Origin of the sequence: Paenibacillus algorifonticola (assembly GCF_050481745.1) — a bacterium.
Lineage (GTDB): Bacteria > Bacillota > Bacilli > Paenibacillales > Paenibacillaceae > Pristimantibacillus > Pristimantibacillus algorifonticola_A.
The window spans coordinates 772,892-789,299 of record NZ_JBCNGR010000008.1 but is presented as its reverse complement, the minus strand read 5'-3'; the positions used below and the strand labels follow the sequence as shown (position 1 = coordinate 789,299).

16 protein-coding genes are annotated in these 16,408 nt (G+C 46.5%); 14 read left to right on the top strand and 2 right to left on the bottom strand.

Translation table 11 applies throughout. The features are described 5' to 3' along the window. Positions 1–310: 310 nt before the first annotated feature. The 11 genes from ABEW34_RS11040 to ABEW34_RS10990 all read left to right on the top strand — a co-directional run bounded on the left by ABEW34_RS11040 (position 311) and on the right by ABEW34_RS10990 (position 9,032). Positions 311–1,027: a DUF6897 domain-containing protein gene (locus tag ABEW34_RS11040; protein WP_430158198.1), complete on the top strand. Its 717-nt coding sequence runs from the start codon at positions 311–313 to the stop codon at positions 1,025–1,027. 112 nt (positions 1,028–1,139) lie between these two features. Continuing rightward, positions 1,140–1,805, top strand: coding sequence for a DUF2642 domain-containing protein (locus ABEW34_RS11035; protein ID WP_430158195.1), 666 nt, complete (start codon positions 1,140–1,142; stop codon positions 1,803–1,805). A 282-nt stretch (positions 1,806–2,087) separates the two neighbouring features. Then, positions 2,088–2,312 (top strand): hypothetical protein, encoded by a 225-nt coding sequence (locus ABEW34_RS11030; RefSeq protein WP_430158191.1) that lies wholly within the window; start codon positions 2,088–2,090, stop codon positions 2,310–2,312. A 36-nt stretch (positions 2,313–2,348) separates the two neighbouring features. After that, positions 2,349–2,756 carry a spore coat protein gene (locus ABEW34_RS11025; RefSeq protein WP_056034411.1) on the top strand — a complete coding sequence of 136 codons (408 nt, stop codon included), beginning with the start codon at positions 2,349–2,351 and terminating at the stop codon, positions 2,754–2,756. Between the two features lie 97 nt (positions 2,757–2,853). Then, entirely contained in the window at positions 2,854–3,345 is a 492-nt protein-coding gene (locus ABEW34_RS11020; protein ID WP_046233088.1) for an Lrp/AsnC family transcriptional regulator, read from the top strand. A 12-nt stretch (positions 3,346–3,357) separates the two neighbouring features. After that, positions 3,358–4,575: an aminotransferase class I/II-fold pyridoxal phosphate-dependent enzyme gene (locus tag ABEW34_RS11015; protein WP_430158187.1), complete on the top strand. Its 1,218-nt coding sequence runs from the start codon at positions 3,358–3,360 to the stop codon at positions 4,573–4,575. A 211-nt stretch (positions 4,576–4,786) separates the two neighbouring features. After that, complete coding sequence (locus tag ABEW34_RS11010) at positions 4,787–5,359, top strand: cob(I)yrinic acid a,c-diamide adenosyltransferase (protein ID WP_046233090.1); 573 nt, start codon at positions 4,787–4,789, stop codon at positions 5,357–5,359. 17 nt (positions 5,360–5,376) lie between these two features. Then, the gene (locus ABEW34_RS11005) at positions 5,377–6,372 is read left to right on the top strand and encodes an RluA family pseudouridine synthase (protein WP_430158184.1); all 996 of its coding nucleotides are present in this window, start codon (positions 5,377–5,379) and stop codon (positions 6,370–6,372) included. A 109-nt stretch (positions 6,373–6,481) separates the two neighbouring features. Next, entirely contained in the window at positions 6,482–6,865 is a 384-nt protein-coding gene (locus ABEW34_RS11000; protein ID WP_430158181.1) for an arsenate reductase family protein, read from the top strand. Between the two features lie 7 nt (positions 6,866–6,872). After that, positions 6,873–8,108 (top strand): aminotransferase class I/II-fold pyridoxal phosphate-dependent enzyme, encoded by a 1,236-nt coding sequence (locus ABEW34_RS10995; RefSeq protein WP_430158178.1) that lies wholly within the window; start codon positions 6,873–6,875, stop codon positions 8,106–8,108. Between the two features lie 63 nt (positions 8,109–8,171). Further along, positions 8,172–9,032 (top strand): 5'-3' exonuclease, encoded by an 861-nt coding sequence (locus ABEW34_RS10990; RefSeq protein ID WP_430158175.1) that lies wholly within the window; start codon positions 8,172–8,174, stop codon positions 9,030–9,032. A gap of 270 nt (positions 9,033–9,302) precedes the next feature. Here the strand turns inward: ABEW34_RS10990 and ABEW34_RS10985 are convergent, their stop codons facing one another. Together ABEW34_RS10985 and ABEW34_RS10980 are read right to left on the bottom strand one after the other, a co-directional pair. After that, entirely contained in the window at positions 9,303–11,099 is a 1,797-nt protein-coding gene (locus tag ABEW34_RS10985; RefSeq protein ID WP_430158172.1) for a sensor histidine kinase, read from the bottom strand. Then, entirely contained in the window at positions 11,096–12,679 is a 1,584-nt protein-coding gene (locus ABEW34_RS10980; RefSeq protein WP_430158169.1) for a response regulator, read from the bottom strand. Before ABEW34_RS10980 ends, ABEW34_RS10985 begins: the two co-directional genes overlap by 4 nt. A 153-nt stretch (positions 12,680–12,832) precedes the next feature. Here ABEW34_RS10980 and ABEW34_RS10975 point away from each other — a divergent pair, with 153 nt between their 5' ends. Genes ABEW34_RS10975 through ABEW34_RS10965 form a run of 3 tightly spaced genes read left to right on the top strand, consistent with a single transcriptional unit; the run spans position 12,833 to position 16,259 of the window. Beyond that, a complete protein-coding gene (locus ABEW34_RS10975; RefSeq protein WP_430158166.1) occupies positions 12,833–13,753 on the top strand; it encodes an ABC transporter permease in 921 nt (306 codons plus the stop codon). A gap of 15 nt (positions 13,754–13,768) precedes the next feature. Next, on the top strand, positions 13,769–14,665 hold the full coding sequence (locus tag ABEW34_RS10970) for a carbohydrate ABC transporter permease (protein WP_430158163.1): 897 nt from the start codon (positions 13,769–13,771) through the stop codon (positions 14,663–14,665). A gap of 46 nt (positions 14,666–14,711) precedes the next feature. After that, entirely contained in the window at positions 14,712–16,259 is a 1,548-nt protein-coding gene (locus ABEW34_RS10965; protein ID WP_430158161.1) for an ABC transporter substrate-binding protein, read from the top strand. Positions 16,260–16,408: the final 149 nt, after the last annotated feature.

Sequence of the window (16,408 nt, the reverse complement as noted above, 5' to 3'; positions counted from 1 at the left end):
ATAGGCTTTTGCTGATTTACCTTATTCTGCCGCAGGGTGTTTTGCTACTGCTGAAGCAGCGACTCTATGAATCTTTTCTAGTTATATGCTTATACCTTTAATAAATAGTTATTAATCTAGTACCTCTTATATAAGGGATACATATAAATGTAATATAAATCGTCTCCCATGACAGATGAACGGCATCAAGCACTGGAGGGATGCTCGCTACTCAGGCCAAGGTGATAACGGCAAGCAGGAACAGAATGAATAGCTTTTAAGATTGATGTAAATCTAGCATGGCACATTAAACATTTGGAGGGATTTTATTATGAATTATTGCTGCAACTATGTAAGTGGAGAACAGGATCGCAACTCGGGCAACATGAACCACCATCATAAAAGCAATCAGCACAAAAGCAACCAGCACAAGAGCTCGAAAGGCAATGGCACTAAAACATTTCTTGAGGGCCTCGTTGGACAATTTGTGAAAATCAACCGTGGTGGTCCAGAATCCCTCCAAGGTACGCTAGTTGCCGTGAAAAATGACTACCTAGTGCTTTGGACAAAGGAAGGCATTGTGTATGTGAGCACGAGCCATGTCAAGAGCATTACGGATTTCCCTAGCAACAAAAGCAAAGGCCGCACTCCCCAATATATTCAGGCTTCCAGCTTCATCGGCGTTATCCGTGCACTCAACCAAAAATTTGTGCAAATCAACTGGGGCGGTCCGGAGAAAATCGAAGGTTTTATCGCCGAAGTTGGCAGCACATCCTTGTTGCTGGTCGTAAACCGTGAAGTTGTTCAAATTCAATTGTTCCACATTAAAACAATTAAGCCGCTTGGACAAAACACTTCCCGTGGCGACCGTTCCGGGGGAGATAAAAACCGCACAGGTGGATCAAACAGCGGAGGAGATAAAAACCGCACAGGTGGATCGAACAATGAAAGAAATAAAAACCGTACAGGTGGATCGAACAGCGGAGGAAACAAAAACCGCAATAAAAGCGGAAACAAAAACAGAAACCGCTCTGGCAAAAGAAATTAACGTTTTGTGAGAATTGCACAGCGCATTAGATGCTAGTGAAATACCGGGTCAGGCACTTGGTGCCGAAGCCCGGTATTCCTTTAAAAAAGTCGGCAGAAAGGAGAGAGGAACTGTGAAAAATCGCCATCCGCTGCTTGACCAGCAAGTAGAGCTGGACATATCGGGAAAAGTTGCTTCCATTCGTGGCAAGCTGATTGAATTCGGGCAGGATATTTTAGTGCTGCATACGGGTTTGCAATTTATTTATGTCCCGCTCATTCATTTGCAGCAGCTGCGTCTGTCCAATCACAAGTATGACCCATTCGAGGTGCCGGAGCTGCCCTTTGAAGCCTACAATGAAACGGTCTCTTACCGCAAAATTTTAATGAATGCCAAAGGGATGTTTTCCGAGCTGTACATTACCGGGAATCAATCGATCCATGGCTATGTTACGACAGTTATGAATGATTATTTTGTGTTTTATTCCCCGATTTACCACACGGTTATGGTGTCTTTGCACCATCTGAAATATTTAATTCCCTACAACCCCGATGTCACGCCATATAAGCTGACTCCCGAGCAGTTTCCATTAAGGCCATCCCCCGTCACTTTGTCGCGAACGTTCGATCAGCAGCTGCGCAAGCTGTTGGGCGAATTCGTCGTGCTCGATTTGGGAGAAAACTCAAATAAAACGGGCGTTCTTAAAGCGATTGATCAAAGCATGCTTGAGCTGTCTACCGCGAGCGGTGCTTCGGTATTTTTACATTTTGACCATGTGAAAACCGTTCATTTGCCTTAAAGGTTCGTTCCGTCTCCCGTAAATTGTATGATGAAGGTGAAAGTGCCTATTGACCTTGCGAAGAGGGGATAGGCGCTTTTGCATGATTAAACGACGTTGCAGACAAGCACGCAGATAAGCCTAATGGACGGCGTTGTAAATTAAGGTAGTGTACCCGTACATAATTAGTGGGAGACTGAACCATAATACGTAAAGGTTGACATTCGTTCAGCCGGGCGGAGCTATAAGCTTCGTTTGTCCATATGTATTCAATCAAACGAAAGTTAAGGAGGAGAAAATTCGATGTTACAGCCAATGACTGCGAAAGAACTCGAGTATATAGCCGATTCGATGTCCAACGAGGATTTGCTGATCAAGCAATGCTCAGCCGTATCTGTAGGTGCAAGCACCCAACAGCTGCGTCAGGTATGCTCGCAAATGCTCAATACGCATCAGCAGCATTATCAGACATTGATGCACATGCTTCAGCAGCATCAAAGCATGGCGCCGACCCAGCCTCAGCAATAAGCATATTTGGCAAGCAGACATAAGGAGGAAAAAGAGATGCAACAGCAATATGCGCAATCGTTTTTGCCAGAAGAGGATCTGGCCTACACGGTACTTAGCGACTTGAAACGGGTAACCCGCGAATACGCGACGGCGGCCACAGAGGCTGCCTGTCCATCCATCCGCCAAATGTTTACGAACCTGCTGAACAGCACGCTGAAAATGCAGGGCGAGCTGTATCAAGTGATGCAGTCGCAAAATATGTACAACACCGCATCCCCAGTGCTCAGACAAGAGATCGACAAGCAATTGAAGGAGTACCAGCAAACCCAGCAAAAAACATCGCAATTTTTGCAGCAGCGTATGGGCAGCCAGTCGCATGCGATGCAAGCAGGATACGGCCATATGGTACAACAGCAGCAACAGCACAACCAGCAAAATTCCCATCAGCCCTACTACATGTAAAGACCCTTCGGGGTCTTTTGTTTTTTTCTTTGCAGGAAGCCCGAATTCGTTGTAATATGAAGGTTAATAACTTCAGGTTTGCTGGAAGGAGTATATGATGAACGAATTGCAACTCAAAGTATTAGAGCTGCTCAAGGAAGACGCCAGACGTGATGCGGATTTAATCGCCACTTTGCTAGGTGCTCCCGCTGAGGAAGTAAAGCAGGCAATAGCCGAGCTTGAACATAATCATATTATTGTCAAATACGCGACTATCGTAAACTGGAGCAAGGTAGATGATGAGAAGGTAACGGCGCTGATTGAGGTGCAAATTACACCTGAGCGCGGACGCGGCTTCGAAGGCATTGCCGAGCGCATTTACTTATATCCGGAAGTGAAATCCGTTTATTTGATGTCAGGAGCCTATGATCTGCTCGTTGAGATCGAAGGGAAGAACTTGAAGGAGGTTGCCTCCTTCGTATCGAATAAGCTGTCCCCAATCGATGCTGTGTTATCGACAAAGACGAACTTTATTTTAAAAAAATATAAACAGGATGGAATTATCTTCGAGGAGCATGAGGGTGACGATCGTTTGATGATTTCGCCGTAAGAGGTGAATGTGATGATTAAAGAAGAGGAAGAGCTGGTACGGACGAAGGTGAAGCGTCAAGCGATGACCGACTATTTGACACCTTCTGTCCAAAATATTAAGCCATCGGGTATTCGCCGTTTTTTTGATTTGGTTAATACACGTAAAGATGTTATTACTCTTGGCGTTGGCGAGCCGGATTTTATTACGCCATGGCATGTTCGCGAAGCGGCTGTTTATTCGCTGGAACGAGGCAAGACGCAGTATACGTCCAATGCGGGCCTTCCTGCCCTGCGCGAAGCGATCGGCCAATATTTAAATGACCAATTCCAGACGCCGTATGATCCGGCAAATGAAATTCTCGTAACGGTTGGCGGGAGTGAAGCCATTGATTTGGCGCTGCGGGCACTCATTGTGCCAGGTGATGAAATTTTAATTCCCGAACCTTGCTATATTTCCTATTCTCCTATAACTGCACTGGGCGGCGGTGTTCCCGTTGGCATTGAGACGTTCGCCAAAGACAAATTCAAGCTTACGGCTGAGTCGCTGGAAGCGGTTATTACGCCGCGCTCCAAGGTGCTTATTTTATGTTATCCGAGCAATCCGACTGGCGGCATTATGACTTATGAGGATTGGCTCCCGATTGCCAAGGTGGTCGAGGATAACGATCTCATTGTCATCTCAGATGAGATTTATGCCGAGCTTACTTACGGAACGAAGCATTGCAGCTTCTCGGCGATGCCGGGTATGCGGGACCGCACCATTCTCGTCAGCGGCTTCTCGAAGGCGTTCGCAATGACAGGCTGGCGGCTTGGCTACGCTTGCGGACATCCTGATCTCATTGCCGCGATGCTGAAAATTCATCAATATACGGTGATGTGTGCTCCGGCCATGGCGCAATATGCTGGTGTAGAAGCGTTGACGAGAGGATTGGAAGAGAAAGACCGGATGGTCGATGCCTATAACCAGCGTCGCCGCCTTGTTGTGAAGGGCTTCCGCGATATCGGGCTGGAATGCCATGAGCCGGAGGGCGCGTTTTATGCGTTTCCCTCGGTTAAGGCGACGGGGCTTTCATCAGAGAAATTTGCCGAACGCCTGCTTGAGGAAGGCGGCGTAGCAGCTGTTCCGGGCGATGTATTTGGACTCGGCGGCGAAGGGCATTTGCGCTGCTCCTATGCAACTTCAGTTTCAAATTTGGCCGAAGCGCTAGATCGCATTGGCGGCTTTGTGCACAAACTGAAGCAGGGCTAAGAGGCAAATTCGAAGAGCCTTGTTCTGTAGTATTTTTATACGGTTATTTTGAGCAATGGCGGCATTCCAGTTTGAGCTGGAATGCCGTTTTTTTGTGCTGGACACAGGCAGATGCTCAGGGAATGCTTCGGCAGAGAGGCCGTTTATGGTATAGTGTATAGTAGCTTTTTAAAAGCAGACGGTAGTGTAATGAGAGGGGCAATGCATAGCCATGAGATTATATACGCGTACGGGAGATAGTGGAGAAACGGCATTAATTGGAGGGCGTGTCCGCAAGGATGATATTCGGGTGGAAGCCTATGGCACGATTGATGAGCTGAACTGCTTCGTTGGGCAGGCGGCTGCGGAGGCTGCGCAGCATGAGCAGCTTGCGGAGATGGCAGCGCTGCTGGTCGATATTCAGCAGGAGCTGTTCGATTGCGGATCGGACCTTGCTTATGCGAGGCCGGGAGCGCCGCTTAAAGTGACGCCGGAACCGGCTGAGCGGCTGGAGCAGATTATTGATGTATACATTACGGAGGCGCCGGAAATTACACGGTTTATTTTGCCAGGGGGAAGTCCGCTGTCATCGCTGCTGCATGTATGCCGTACCGTATGCCGCCGGGCTGAGCGCCGCGTCGTGACGCTGGCTGCGGATCATCCGGCTAACCCCGAGGTGACGAAATATTTGAATCGCCTCTCGGATTTCTTTTTTGCGGCTGCTCGTGTGGCGAACGCCAAGCTCGGCGTGCCGGATACTGAGTATATTAGAAGCAAGGAAGTATTCCGGAAACGGAAAAAATAATGGATGCGGGCGATTTGATGAATACCGATGGAATAATGGATATAGATGCTAATTATTATAAGCCGCTGATGGTCGTCGTGCGGGCGGAGGATGCGGGGATGTCCGTACGCGCCATAGTGGAGCGAAGGCTTGGCGTATCGCGCAGCCTGCTGTCGCGGGTTAAGCTGACTGAGCATGGAATTACGGTCAATGAGCAGCGTGTCTACACGACCGCGACGGTTGCGGAAGGGGATATCATTCGCATTCGGATGGAGCAAGAGACGTCGGAAGATATTTTGCCGGAGCCGATCCCGCTCCAAATCGTGTTTGAGGATGAGCATTTGCTTATTCTCAATAAGCCGCCCGGCATTGTCGTGCATCCAACGCATGGGCATTACACGGGGACGCTGGCCAATGGCGTGGTGTACCATTGGCGGGAACGGGGCGAGAAGGTGCGTTTCCGCCCGGTAAATCGCTTGGATGAGGATACCTCAGGACTTGTTGTCGTTGCTAAGAGTCCGTATATCCACCAGCAATTATCCGACCAGCTCCAAGCGGATGCCATTACGAAGCGTTATGCGGCTTTCGTATATGGTGTTCCGCCCGAGCAGGCAGGTACGATTAATGAGCCGATTGACCGTGATCCGGATTCGCCGCATGTCCGTATTGTGACGCCGGATGGCTATCCTTCGGTCACTCATTATGAGATTGCGGCGGAGTATGGAGATGGCGCTGCTTCGCTCGTACGGCTGCGGCTGGAGACGGGACGCACGCATCAAATTCGCGTGCATATGAAATATATCGGCTGCCCGTTGATCGGAGATGCGATGTATGGGCTGCCGCCAGAAGCAGGCGAGCTTTGCGCAGTGTGGGAGCAGGCAGCCGGCAGGCAAGCTCTGCATGCGGAGATGCTGGGCCTGACGCACCCGATGACGGGGCAATGGATGGAGTGGCGCGCTGAGCTGCCAGAGCAGCTCAAGCTGCTGGAGCAATTGCTGGAACAAAAGCAAGAAAGCGAGCCAGAAGCAACTTAATAAAGAAAGACACTAATAGATAAACAAATAAATAAACAAATAAGTGAAACAGGATACGGCCTAAGTTGCCCTATTATATTATTGGTTTAAGCTATGGAGGAGAACGTGAATGAGTGCAAATTCTTGGCAAGCGGGGACGATTACCGTCTATCAATATCCCAAATGCGGAACATGCCGCAATGCGGTGAAATCACTGCAGGCGAAAGGCAATAAGCTGGAGCTGAAGCATATTGTGGAGGAGACGCCGACAGCGGAGCAGCTTAAAGAGCTGGTCAAGCTCAGCGGACTTACGCTGAAGAAGTTTTTTAACACCTCCGGCGACGTATATCGCGAGCTTGGACTCAAGGACAAGCTTGGTTCCATGAACGAGGTCGAGCAGCTTGCCTTGCTGGCTTCGAATGGCATGCTGATCAAACGTCCGATTGCGACGGATGGCACAAAAGCGACAGTTGGTTTTAAAGAAGAGCAATATGTTCAGGAATGGAATGGGTGAGCGTAGGATGACAACAGGCAAGTGGCGTTCCAATCGGCTTGACGAGCTGGGCTCTTCTATTTTTGCCGAGGTCATTCAGTGGAAGAAGCAGGCTAGAGCTTCAGGCACGGATGTGATTGACTTAGATATCGGCAGTCCGGACAAGCCGCCTTCCGAAGCTGTTATGCAGGCACTTGGCGATGCTGCGCTTCGCCCGAATCAGTATGGCTATATGGGTACGCGGGGAAGCGACGCTTTTCGCAGCACAGCAGCAGAATGGATGGCGTTCCGCTTTGGCGTGCAGGTAGATGCCGAGTCGGAAATGCTTTCTTTAATGGGCTCGCAGGATGGGCTGGCTCATTTGGCGATGGCGGTCTGCAACTCGGGCGACGAGGTGCTGCTGCCGAATCCGGGTTATCCAATATATGCAGGGTCGCTTGCGATTGCTGGCGTAAAGCCAATTTTTTACCCGCTCACGGCAGCAGGTGGATTTTTGCCAGATGTGGAGGCTATTACGGAAGAGGAATGGCGCCGTGCTAGGTTTATTTTGCTCAATTATCCAGGAAATCCGGTATCTGCTGTAGCGGATATGGCGCTGTTCGACAAGGTGCTGGACAAAGCTCGCAAATACGATGTGCTCGTAATAAACGATGCCGCCTATTCTGAAATGGCGTTTGACGGCTTTGAGCCGCCTAGCATTCTTGCTGCCGATGGGGCGATGGAGAGCGCGATTGAAATTCACTCATTATCGAAGAGCTTTAATATGGCAGGCTGCCGCATTGGCTTTGTAACAGGCAACCGGGAAGCGGTTGGCGCGCTGCGTGAGCTGAAGGATAATATTGATTATGGCATCTTTGCTGCTGTGCAGGAGGCAGGCGTTGCGGCGCTGAAAGAAGCGATGTCCAAGGCGGCTCCACCTAAAGTGGGACAGCTGTATGAGCGCCGCCGCGATGTTTTCATCGAAGCGCTTCGTGCAGGAGGCTGGCAGGTGGAAAAGCCTAAAGCGACGATGTTTATTTGGGCAGCGCTGCCGGCTATGGAGTGGATGCATCCGGATGGGCCTTGGACCTCGCGTCTGATTGCCCGTGAACTGCTGGAACAGACGGGTGTGGCGGTCATTCCAGGCGAAGCATTCGGCAGCGAGGGCGAAGGTTATGTGCGTCTGGCGCTTGTGGTCGATGAGGCGCGGCTGCTTGAGGCAGCGGAGCGCATTGGCCGTTTCATTCGCGGTGAAGCGCGTGTGCATCAACGTTCGACAACGTAGAAGAGAGAGCCTAGAAAGTAGGCCTATTAAAGCTGATATTAGACGAAAAGGATGAGCATGTAAATGAACGAAAATAAAGTTCTAATTGTTGACGGAATGGCTCTTCTTTTCAGAGCTTATTTTGCTCAATCGTATAGCGCTAGACGTTTGGAAGATGGAACTCCCACAAATGCCATCTTTGGTTTTTTTCAGTATTTCTTTGATGCGGTAAATCAATTTCAGCCGACGCATGTCGTATGCTGTTGGGATATGGGAAGTAAAACTTTTCGATCTGACTTGTATTCAAATTATAAAGCAAACAGGCCAAGCGCACCTGAAGATTTAATTCCACAGTTCTCTTTAGTAAAGGATGTTGTTGCTGCTCTTCAAATTCCAAATATTGGACTTGAGGGCTACGAAGCGGATGATTGCATCGGAACGGTATCGAAACGTTTTAGTGATCTTGGACATGTTTATGTTCTTACAGGTGATCAAGATATGCTTCAGCTTGTGACGGAGCGTATTCATGTTGTCATTATGAAAAAGGGCAGATCTAACTACGCCGTATATGATTTAGAATTTCTTAAAACGGATAAAGGAATTCATCCTTTCCAAGTAATCGAAATGAAAGGTTTAACTGGCGATACAAGTGATAATTATCCTGGCGTAAAAGGGATCGGGGAGAAAACGGCGTTAAAATTGCTTTTAGAATATGAATCGATAGATGGAATTTTAAACAACCTTGCTATTTTGCCGAAGAGCATAAAGACCAAGATCGAGTCAGATTTAGACATGCTCCAATTATCAAGAACTCTTGCGAGAATTAATGTTGAAGTTCCAATTGAATGTAACTTTGAGGAATGTGTTTGGTCAGTGCCCTTAGAGGAAGCGACATCTGTATTTGAAAAGTATCGTCTGACTACCCTGTTAAAAATGATCATTTAAACAGATCGCACAAAATGAGAACACCATCTAATGCCTGTAGGCAAGCCTATTTAAGTCATAAACATGCTCGCCGTTTTTTCATAGCGAGCGGCTAGGCGTCGATTATTTTTTCTTTGTTGAAAAAACATTTAATGAGGTTCCGATCTTTATACGTTTCATAATCAAACGGATGTTTTGCTCGCCGATTACGCTTGCTTGGAATCCCCAGAGTGAGCGATCGGCTTTGCAAAAGATCCAGAAAGGCATTTGAGATATATAACCCTACTTATATTAAATTTTCCGAGCGGGTATACGTATCGAAACAGCCGTCCCTATTCCTGGCTTGCTATCAAAAGCAAGTCCATAACCTGGACCATTGAACAGATGGATCCGCTCATTAATGTTGCGCAGACCGTATCCGCTCCCTCTCGTTCGATTGTTGAGCTCATTCGTGAGTAGTTTGGAAACGATATCCGGTGATATTCCTTCTCCATCATCAGAAACGATAATCATGATGTCCCCTTTGTCCAATCCACCTGTAATCCGAATCGTTCCCGATTCTTCTTCCGTGCACAGAATGCCGTGAATGATCGCATTCTCTACGATAGGCTGCAGCGTTATTTTTAAAATTCCGTAATCCATAATCTCTTCATCCACCTGAATGTCCAGCTGAATTTTATTCGCGTAACGGGTACTTTGTATATGCATATAACTACTGACGTGAAGCAGCTCGTCACGGATGGAAATAACCGAATTTCCACTGCTTAAGCTAAGTTTGTAGAACTTAGAGAGAGAGGTTACGACCTGTCCTATTTCGTCAGTCATTCCATTTCGAGCCATCCATTTCATTAAATCTAGTGTGTTGTAAAGGAAGTGTGGGTTAATTTGCGCCTGCAGCGCTTTTAGCTCCGCACTCTTGATTTCTTGTCCGGACCGGAATTGGTCCTCCAGCAATCCACCGATTTTGCCGACCATATAATTGTAATTCTCTATCAGCTCTCCGAACTCGTCTTTTGATGGAGGCAAAGAGAGTGCTACGACATTGCCTTCTTGCACGTTGCGCATTTTACGCATGATCTGGGTTAAGCGTGAAGTCATGTAATTGGAAATCAGAATGGATAGGACAAAAGCGATTAAAGCGATAACGATGAGCAAAATGAGTGAATTCTGCAGCATTGCTTTGCTCTCAGAAGCAATCTCCTCCAGCGGAATTGCCGTAACCATATACCAATCAGTCCCGGGTATCATCCTGCTCTGCAGATATACTTGATGTGATGAATTCGCCAGTTCCACAAAATGAGGACCACTCTTAGCGGAGCGAATCACCTCATCCTTACTGATTTTATATTCCTGTTGAAGTTTGAGATTTGAGCTGGCGACGTTATTTCCACTGGAATTCTCGATATAGGTCAGGCTATTCCCAATTGGCGCGGTGTTCATTAAGATCTCAATGACTGTATTTACCGGAATGTCCAAGCGGATGACACCAAGAAACTCAGAGTAATCATTGGGGTTGCGATATGGCCGGAGAACTGCCAAAAAATCATTGTCGAATCCATCGGATTCCGTGAAGTATGAGTTGGGAGCCCATAAAATCCCTTCACCACTGTCCATCAACTGCTTGAACCAGTAGGTCTGACGTGCTTTTTGCAAACTGAATAGATTGACGTTATCTTCCGAATAAAACAATTCCTCATTTACAAACAATTTGACACTTTGAATATCGCGCTGATCCTCGAAGGAGGATAAGAACGGTCGCAAATCAAGAAAATCTTTGTACTGCATGAAGAAATCATCGGTACTCACATCAGAGGTTAATACATCGGTAAGCATCTTCTCCGACAAAAGAATATCGCTCGCAGCTCGAATTTTTTGAAATTTATAGGAAAGGAAGGAGAATGACTGGTCGAAATTTCGTTCGAGCGAGAATGAGGTTCTATTCAAAAATTGTTTGTAAAGTTGCTCTGAAGACAGATAGAAATAACCGCCGAGCGGAAGTACGATTAACACGAAGAAGGAAAGAATCAGTTTATGTCTAAGTTTCAGATCCAAGAACAACTGGGAAAACCGAAATGCCTTCCATCTCATCCTCCGAGTTCCTCCCTGTATTCCGATGGATTGCTTCCAGTAATCTTACGGAAACACTTCGCGAAGTAGTCTCCATTGTTATATCCAACGCTTATCGATACATCGGCCACTTTGCGTGAAGGATCTCGAAGAAGCTCTTTGGCCTTTTCTATACGGTAATTCGTAATATATTGATTAATTGTTTGCCCCGTTTCCTGCTTGAATCGGTTGCACAGATACGAAGTTGTAAGCAGCGTGTGGGCGCTGATTTGACCGATGGATAGATCTGCGTTCGCGTAATGATCATGCACGAATTGTAGGATTCCGTTTACAATGCCGCTATAAGGGGATTGTTCCGTAATCAGCGCTGCATAGCGCTCCACTTTCATCACGAGAAACCCCTTCAGCTCGTTTAAGGTGTCGAATTCGTTCATCATGTTCCATAGGAGTCCAGAATTATCGGCATTGTCAAACAAACGAATGCCTCGATCTCCCGATAGACGAATCAGTGTAATTAGAAGTTGGAAATAAATGTCTTTTACGCTATTAACCATAGTATTCTTATACTGCTTAATATCAAACGTCAGGCTGGAGATAAGCCGGAGCGCTTGATCGATTTCATTCCGAGATAGATGTTCTCCGAACATGGTCACTAATTGAGTATTAAAGGGATACGCGGGTGCCTGATTTTCATTGTAAGTATAGACGGAATAACCGTTATAGAACATATGCTGCAAGGCAATGATGGCCGTGTGATAGGAATCTACAGCACCAGTCAATCCTATGGCTGGCTTGCCTAATGCGAGGAACACAATGTCCTTGTCCGGCAGGATATCCAATAGATTTGAGGAGAACCGATCGGCAGCGTCACGGAGGTCGTCCAAAATGCCGGATGCGACATACAAGTGGATGACGATATGAGACTCGTCCTTCACGGCGGCAATGCCAGTAGTATTAGATTCAGTTAACAAACTAGTTACCAAACCATAAATGTAACTAGATGTCATTTCCATTTGTTCCTGTTTCAACATATTTTTTTTTCGGACTTTGACAAGCAGCGTTTGCAAACGCATCCGGGCAGGGAACGTATATCCAGCTAATGTAGTCAGCTCATTTATTCGCTCTTTATCGGTTTGCGGTTTTATGATCGCTAGCGCCAGTTCGCTTGAGATGAGCGGCATAGCAGCAGAGAACGAATTCGGCTCCGTATTGGAATGTAGTTTTGTCAACCGTGTCTGCGAAACCGCGAGCCGAAGAGCGTCCTGCAGTTCACTTATTTCAATGGGTTTCTCGACGTAGGATACAGCTCTAAGCTTAATGGCCGATTTCAGGTATTGCTTGTCAGAGAAGCCGCTAATGAAAATAATTTGACAATTCGGATCTAGTTCCCGATAAGCAGTGGCAAGCTCTATACCGTCCATTTTGGGCATTCGTACGTCGGTTAACAACAACTGTGGGTGCTCCCGTCGTGCGATATCGAATGCCTTGCTCCCATTGCTTGCCTTGAACACCTTCCCGATTCCAAGTTCATCCCAAGAAATTGCCCCAATAATCCCCTCAAGCGTAAAAGGGTCATCATCAGCGATTATAATCTTCAGCACCTAAAGTCCTTCTTTCGTAATACGTATTACCCCCGATGGTACAATATATTTGGCTAAATTACAATTCTGTCGGGTATAAGATGAGTTAGTTGTCCATCATAATAAAGCTAACGTTTTCGTGATAAAACACTAATAGAACAGGAGGTTCCAACATTGAAAAGCGAATCGTTGCTCCGGCACCTGATTAAGAATAGGATGCTGGTGATGATGTCTTTGCCGGCAGTCATCTTCTTCTTCATTTTCAGCTATTTGCCCATTGCCGGATTGGTTATTGCTTTCAAGCAATACAACTATCAAGACGGGATTTTCGGAAGCCCATGGGCAGGATTTGACAATTTTCGATTTTTCTTTATTTCAGGCAAGGCCTTGCTTGTGACAACTAACACCTTTTTGTACAACTTCGCTTTTATCGTCATTAACAACATTTTAGAAATCGTTCTGGCGATCGCTCTTGTGGAAATTACAGGAAAGTGGTTTCGCAAGATTACGCAGTCGATGCTGTTCTTGCCTTACTTCGTTTCATGGGTAACTGTAGGGCTACTGCTTTACGGATTTGCTGATTTTGATTCGGGCATCATTAACGGCTTCTTGCGGTCGAGCGGCTCCGATCCAATCGACATTTACAATTCTCCGGGATACTGGCCTTTCCTGATTATCCTTGTCAGTGCATGGAAGTCAGTGGGTTACGGTATGATCTACTACTTGGCCGCAATTATGAGTGTAGATCCCGAAATTTATGAAGCTGCAGAAATCGATGGGGCGAACATTTTCCGCAGAATTTGGCATTTGACCTTGCCATTTCTTATCCCGACTATCGTCATTTTGGTGCTCCTCGCAATCGGGAATATTTTCCGAGGTGATTTCGGCTTGTTCTACCAGCTTGTTCAGAACAATGGCGTACTATACGACAAGACCGATGTTATTGATACATTCGTCTTCCGTTCCTTGCTAACCACAAGGGAGGAAGGTATGGCGGCAGCTGCAGGTTTCTACCAATCGGTACTGTGCTTCATTACGATCCTTATTGCGAATTATATGGTCAAGAAATATAACAAAGATTACTCATTGTTCTAGAAAGGAGGCATCAGCTTGAGAAAAACATCTCCAGATATCGTGATCTTCAATATCGTAGCTTATCTGTTGCTTGGAGTCTTTGCAATCCTGTGCATCGTGCCATTTCTAATGGTCCTGTCTTCGTCCTTGACCAGTGAGCAGGATATTGTACAAAACGGCTATACTTTAATTCCGTCTTCCTTTACGTTCGAAGCTTATGAGGTCGCCTTTAAGAATCCTGAGATTATTCTGAGGGCTTACGGTGTGACAATGCTGGTGACCGTAATTGGTACCATTTCCAGCGTATACCTGATGTCGATGACGGCGTATGTCATCCATAAGCGTACGTTCCGCATTGCGAACGGCCTAGCATTTTATTTTTTCTTTACTACGCTGTTTAATGCCGGTCTGGTGCCCTGGTATATCCTGATCATCAAATACTTGAATTTGAAAGACAATTTGTTAGTACTCATATTGCCTGTTTTGTTCAATGTATTCTACATCATTGTTCTGAAAGCGTTCATGCGTGGGGTGCCGGAAGCGCTAAGCGAATCTGCATTCATGGATGGAGCGAGTGAGTTTCGCATATTTAATTCGATTATTTTACCTGTAAGCAAGCCGGTGCTTGCGACGGTTACGCTTTTCATTGCCCTGCAATATTGGAACGATTGGTATTTATCCATGCTGTTTATTTCGGATGAGAACTTGAGACCGCTTCAACTGCTTCTCTACAATATGGTCACGAACGCCGATGAGCTGCGAAAAATCTCGGCTTTATCTGGCGGTGGAGCATCGATCGACTTGAGCAGCATGCCACAAAACTCGCTTAAAATGGCGGTCACCATGATTGCAATAGGCCCAATCTTATTTCTTTATCCGTTTATACAACGATTTTTTGTAAAAGGACTGACTTTAGGCGCTGTGAAAGGTTAACTTCGGTACTACCGATTTAACATATATTACTCATAGGAGGGTCAATATGAATTACAAACTGAACAAGTGGTTTATCGCTCTGGCAGTTGTGATGCTCTGTACATTTGTCTTGTCGGCATGTGGTAGTAACAATGAGAATTCCCAGACAAACAGTTCATCCGATCCGAACGAGGGGGAGAACACCGCTCTGAAAGAAGTCACGCTTAAGATGATTTTGCTTGGGGACAAGCCAGCCGATGCTGATCTCGTCTATCAAGAATTAAACAAAATGGCGAAGACAGATATCAATGCCAATATCGAAGTTACGAATTTTACATGGGGCGAGTGGTCGCAGAAGTATCCGCTCCTTTTCTCCGCCGGAGAAGATTTCGACCTGATCTACGCCTCGAATTGGACTGATTATCAAGGTTATGCTGGAAAGAACGGATTTCTGGAGCTGACAGAGGACCTTCTGTCCAAAAACGCACCGATTACGTGGGAGAAAACACCGGCAGTTGCTTGGGAGCAGGTCAAAGTTAATGGCAAGGTCTTTGCTGTGCCGCAGTCGGTGCAAGAGAGCGGGGCAATCGGATTCATGGTGCGCGGAGATTTAAGGGAGCAATATAATGCGCAGCCAGTTAAAGACATGGCAGGGTTGGATGCTTATTTAACGGCGATTGCTAAGAACAATCAAGGGATTACTCCATTTGCCTATCATCATGCAACGGAACCATTCATCCAAACTTTGTTTGATCCGAATCCACAGGCCTATGAATCCGGAGTTGCAGCATCTAATATGGCACTGGGTTGGAACATGTTCAGCAAAGAAGGAATGAATGCTATCAATCACTTCACGGGTGATGAATATAAAAACTTTGCAAAGACAATGTACCGCTGGCAGCAAGCCGGTATTCTCTCGAAAAACGCGTTGTCGCAAAAAGAAAAATCATTTGAACTGTATGAGGCAGGAAAATCTGCAGTAGCGATTTCGTCACTGGATCAGATTTCAAATATAACTGTAGCCGTAAACAAAGCTCATCCGGAATGGAAGACGGAAATATTCATCCCAGAGAGAATAGAACCGCCTTCTAACTACATGCAAAATGGTGTCGCTATTAATGCGCGATCAAAAAATCCCGAGCGTGCGCTCATGTTCCTTGACTTATTGAAATGGAATACGGCTTACTCGGATTTGACTTGGTACGGAATAGAGGGCAAGCATTGGGAGCCTGTCGGTGACGATCGATTCAAAGCGCTTGCAGATTCTGCTAATTATCCACCGGGAGCGAATGACCCTTGGGGATGGCGCGGACCGAACGAAAGATGGAGCGTTGAATCGCCTGACGAGATCGTTGAACAACTACAGAGTTTTAGAAAGGTTGTACACGAATATCCATATGGGGGGAATTTCATTTACAATGACGCCAATGTGAAGAACGAGAATGCGGCAGTTCACAATCTCGCCCAACAATATATGAATCCAGCCAGCGTCGGCCTGATCGATTACGAAACAGCTTATGCAAAATTTGAATCGGCTGCCAAGAAAGCGGGTTTGGATAAAGTGCTGCAAGACCTGCAAGCGCAGCTCGATGAATACAAAGCTAACAATCCTTAAGCAAAGGATATGTTTCCTGGTTGTCTAGCTTGAAAGAAAAGTAAGGGATAGAGACCCGCGGCGCTTGAACGCTGCGGGTCTCTGTCATGATAAAGCTTGACCCTATTGTTTGAGAAAAGTCGGAAATGGAACAATGAAATGTCTTTGAG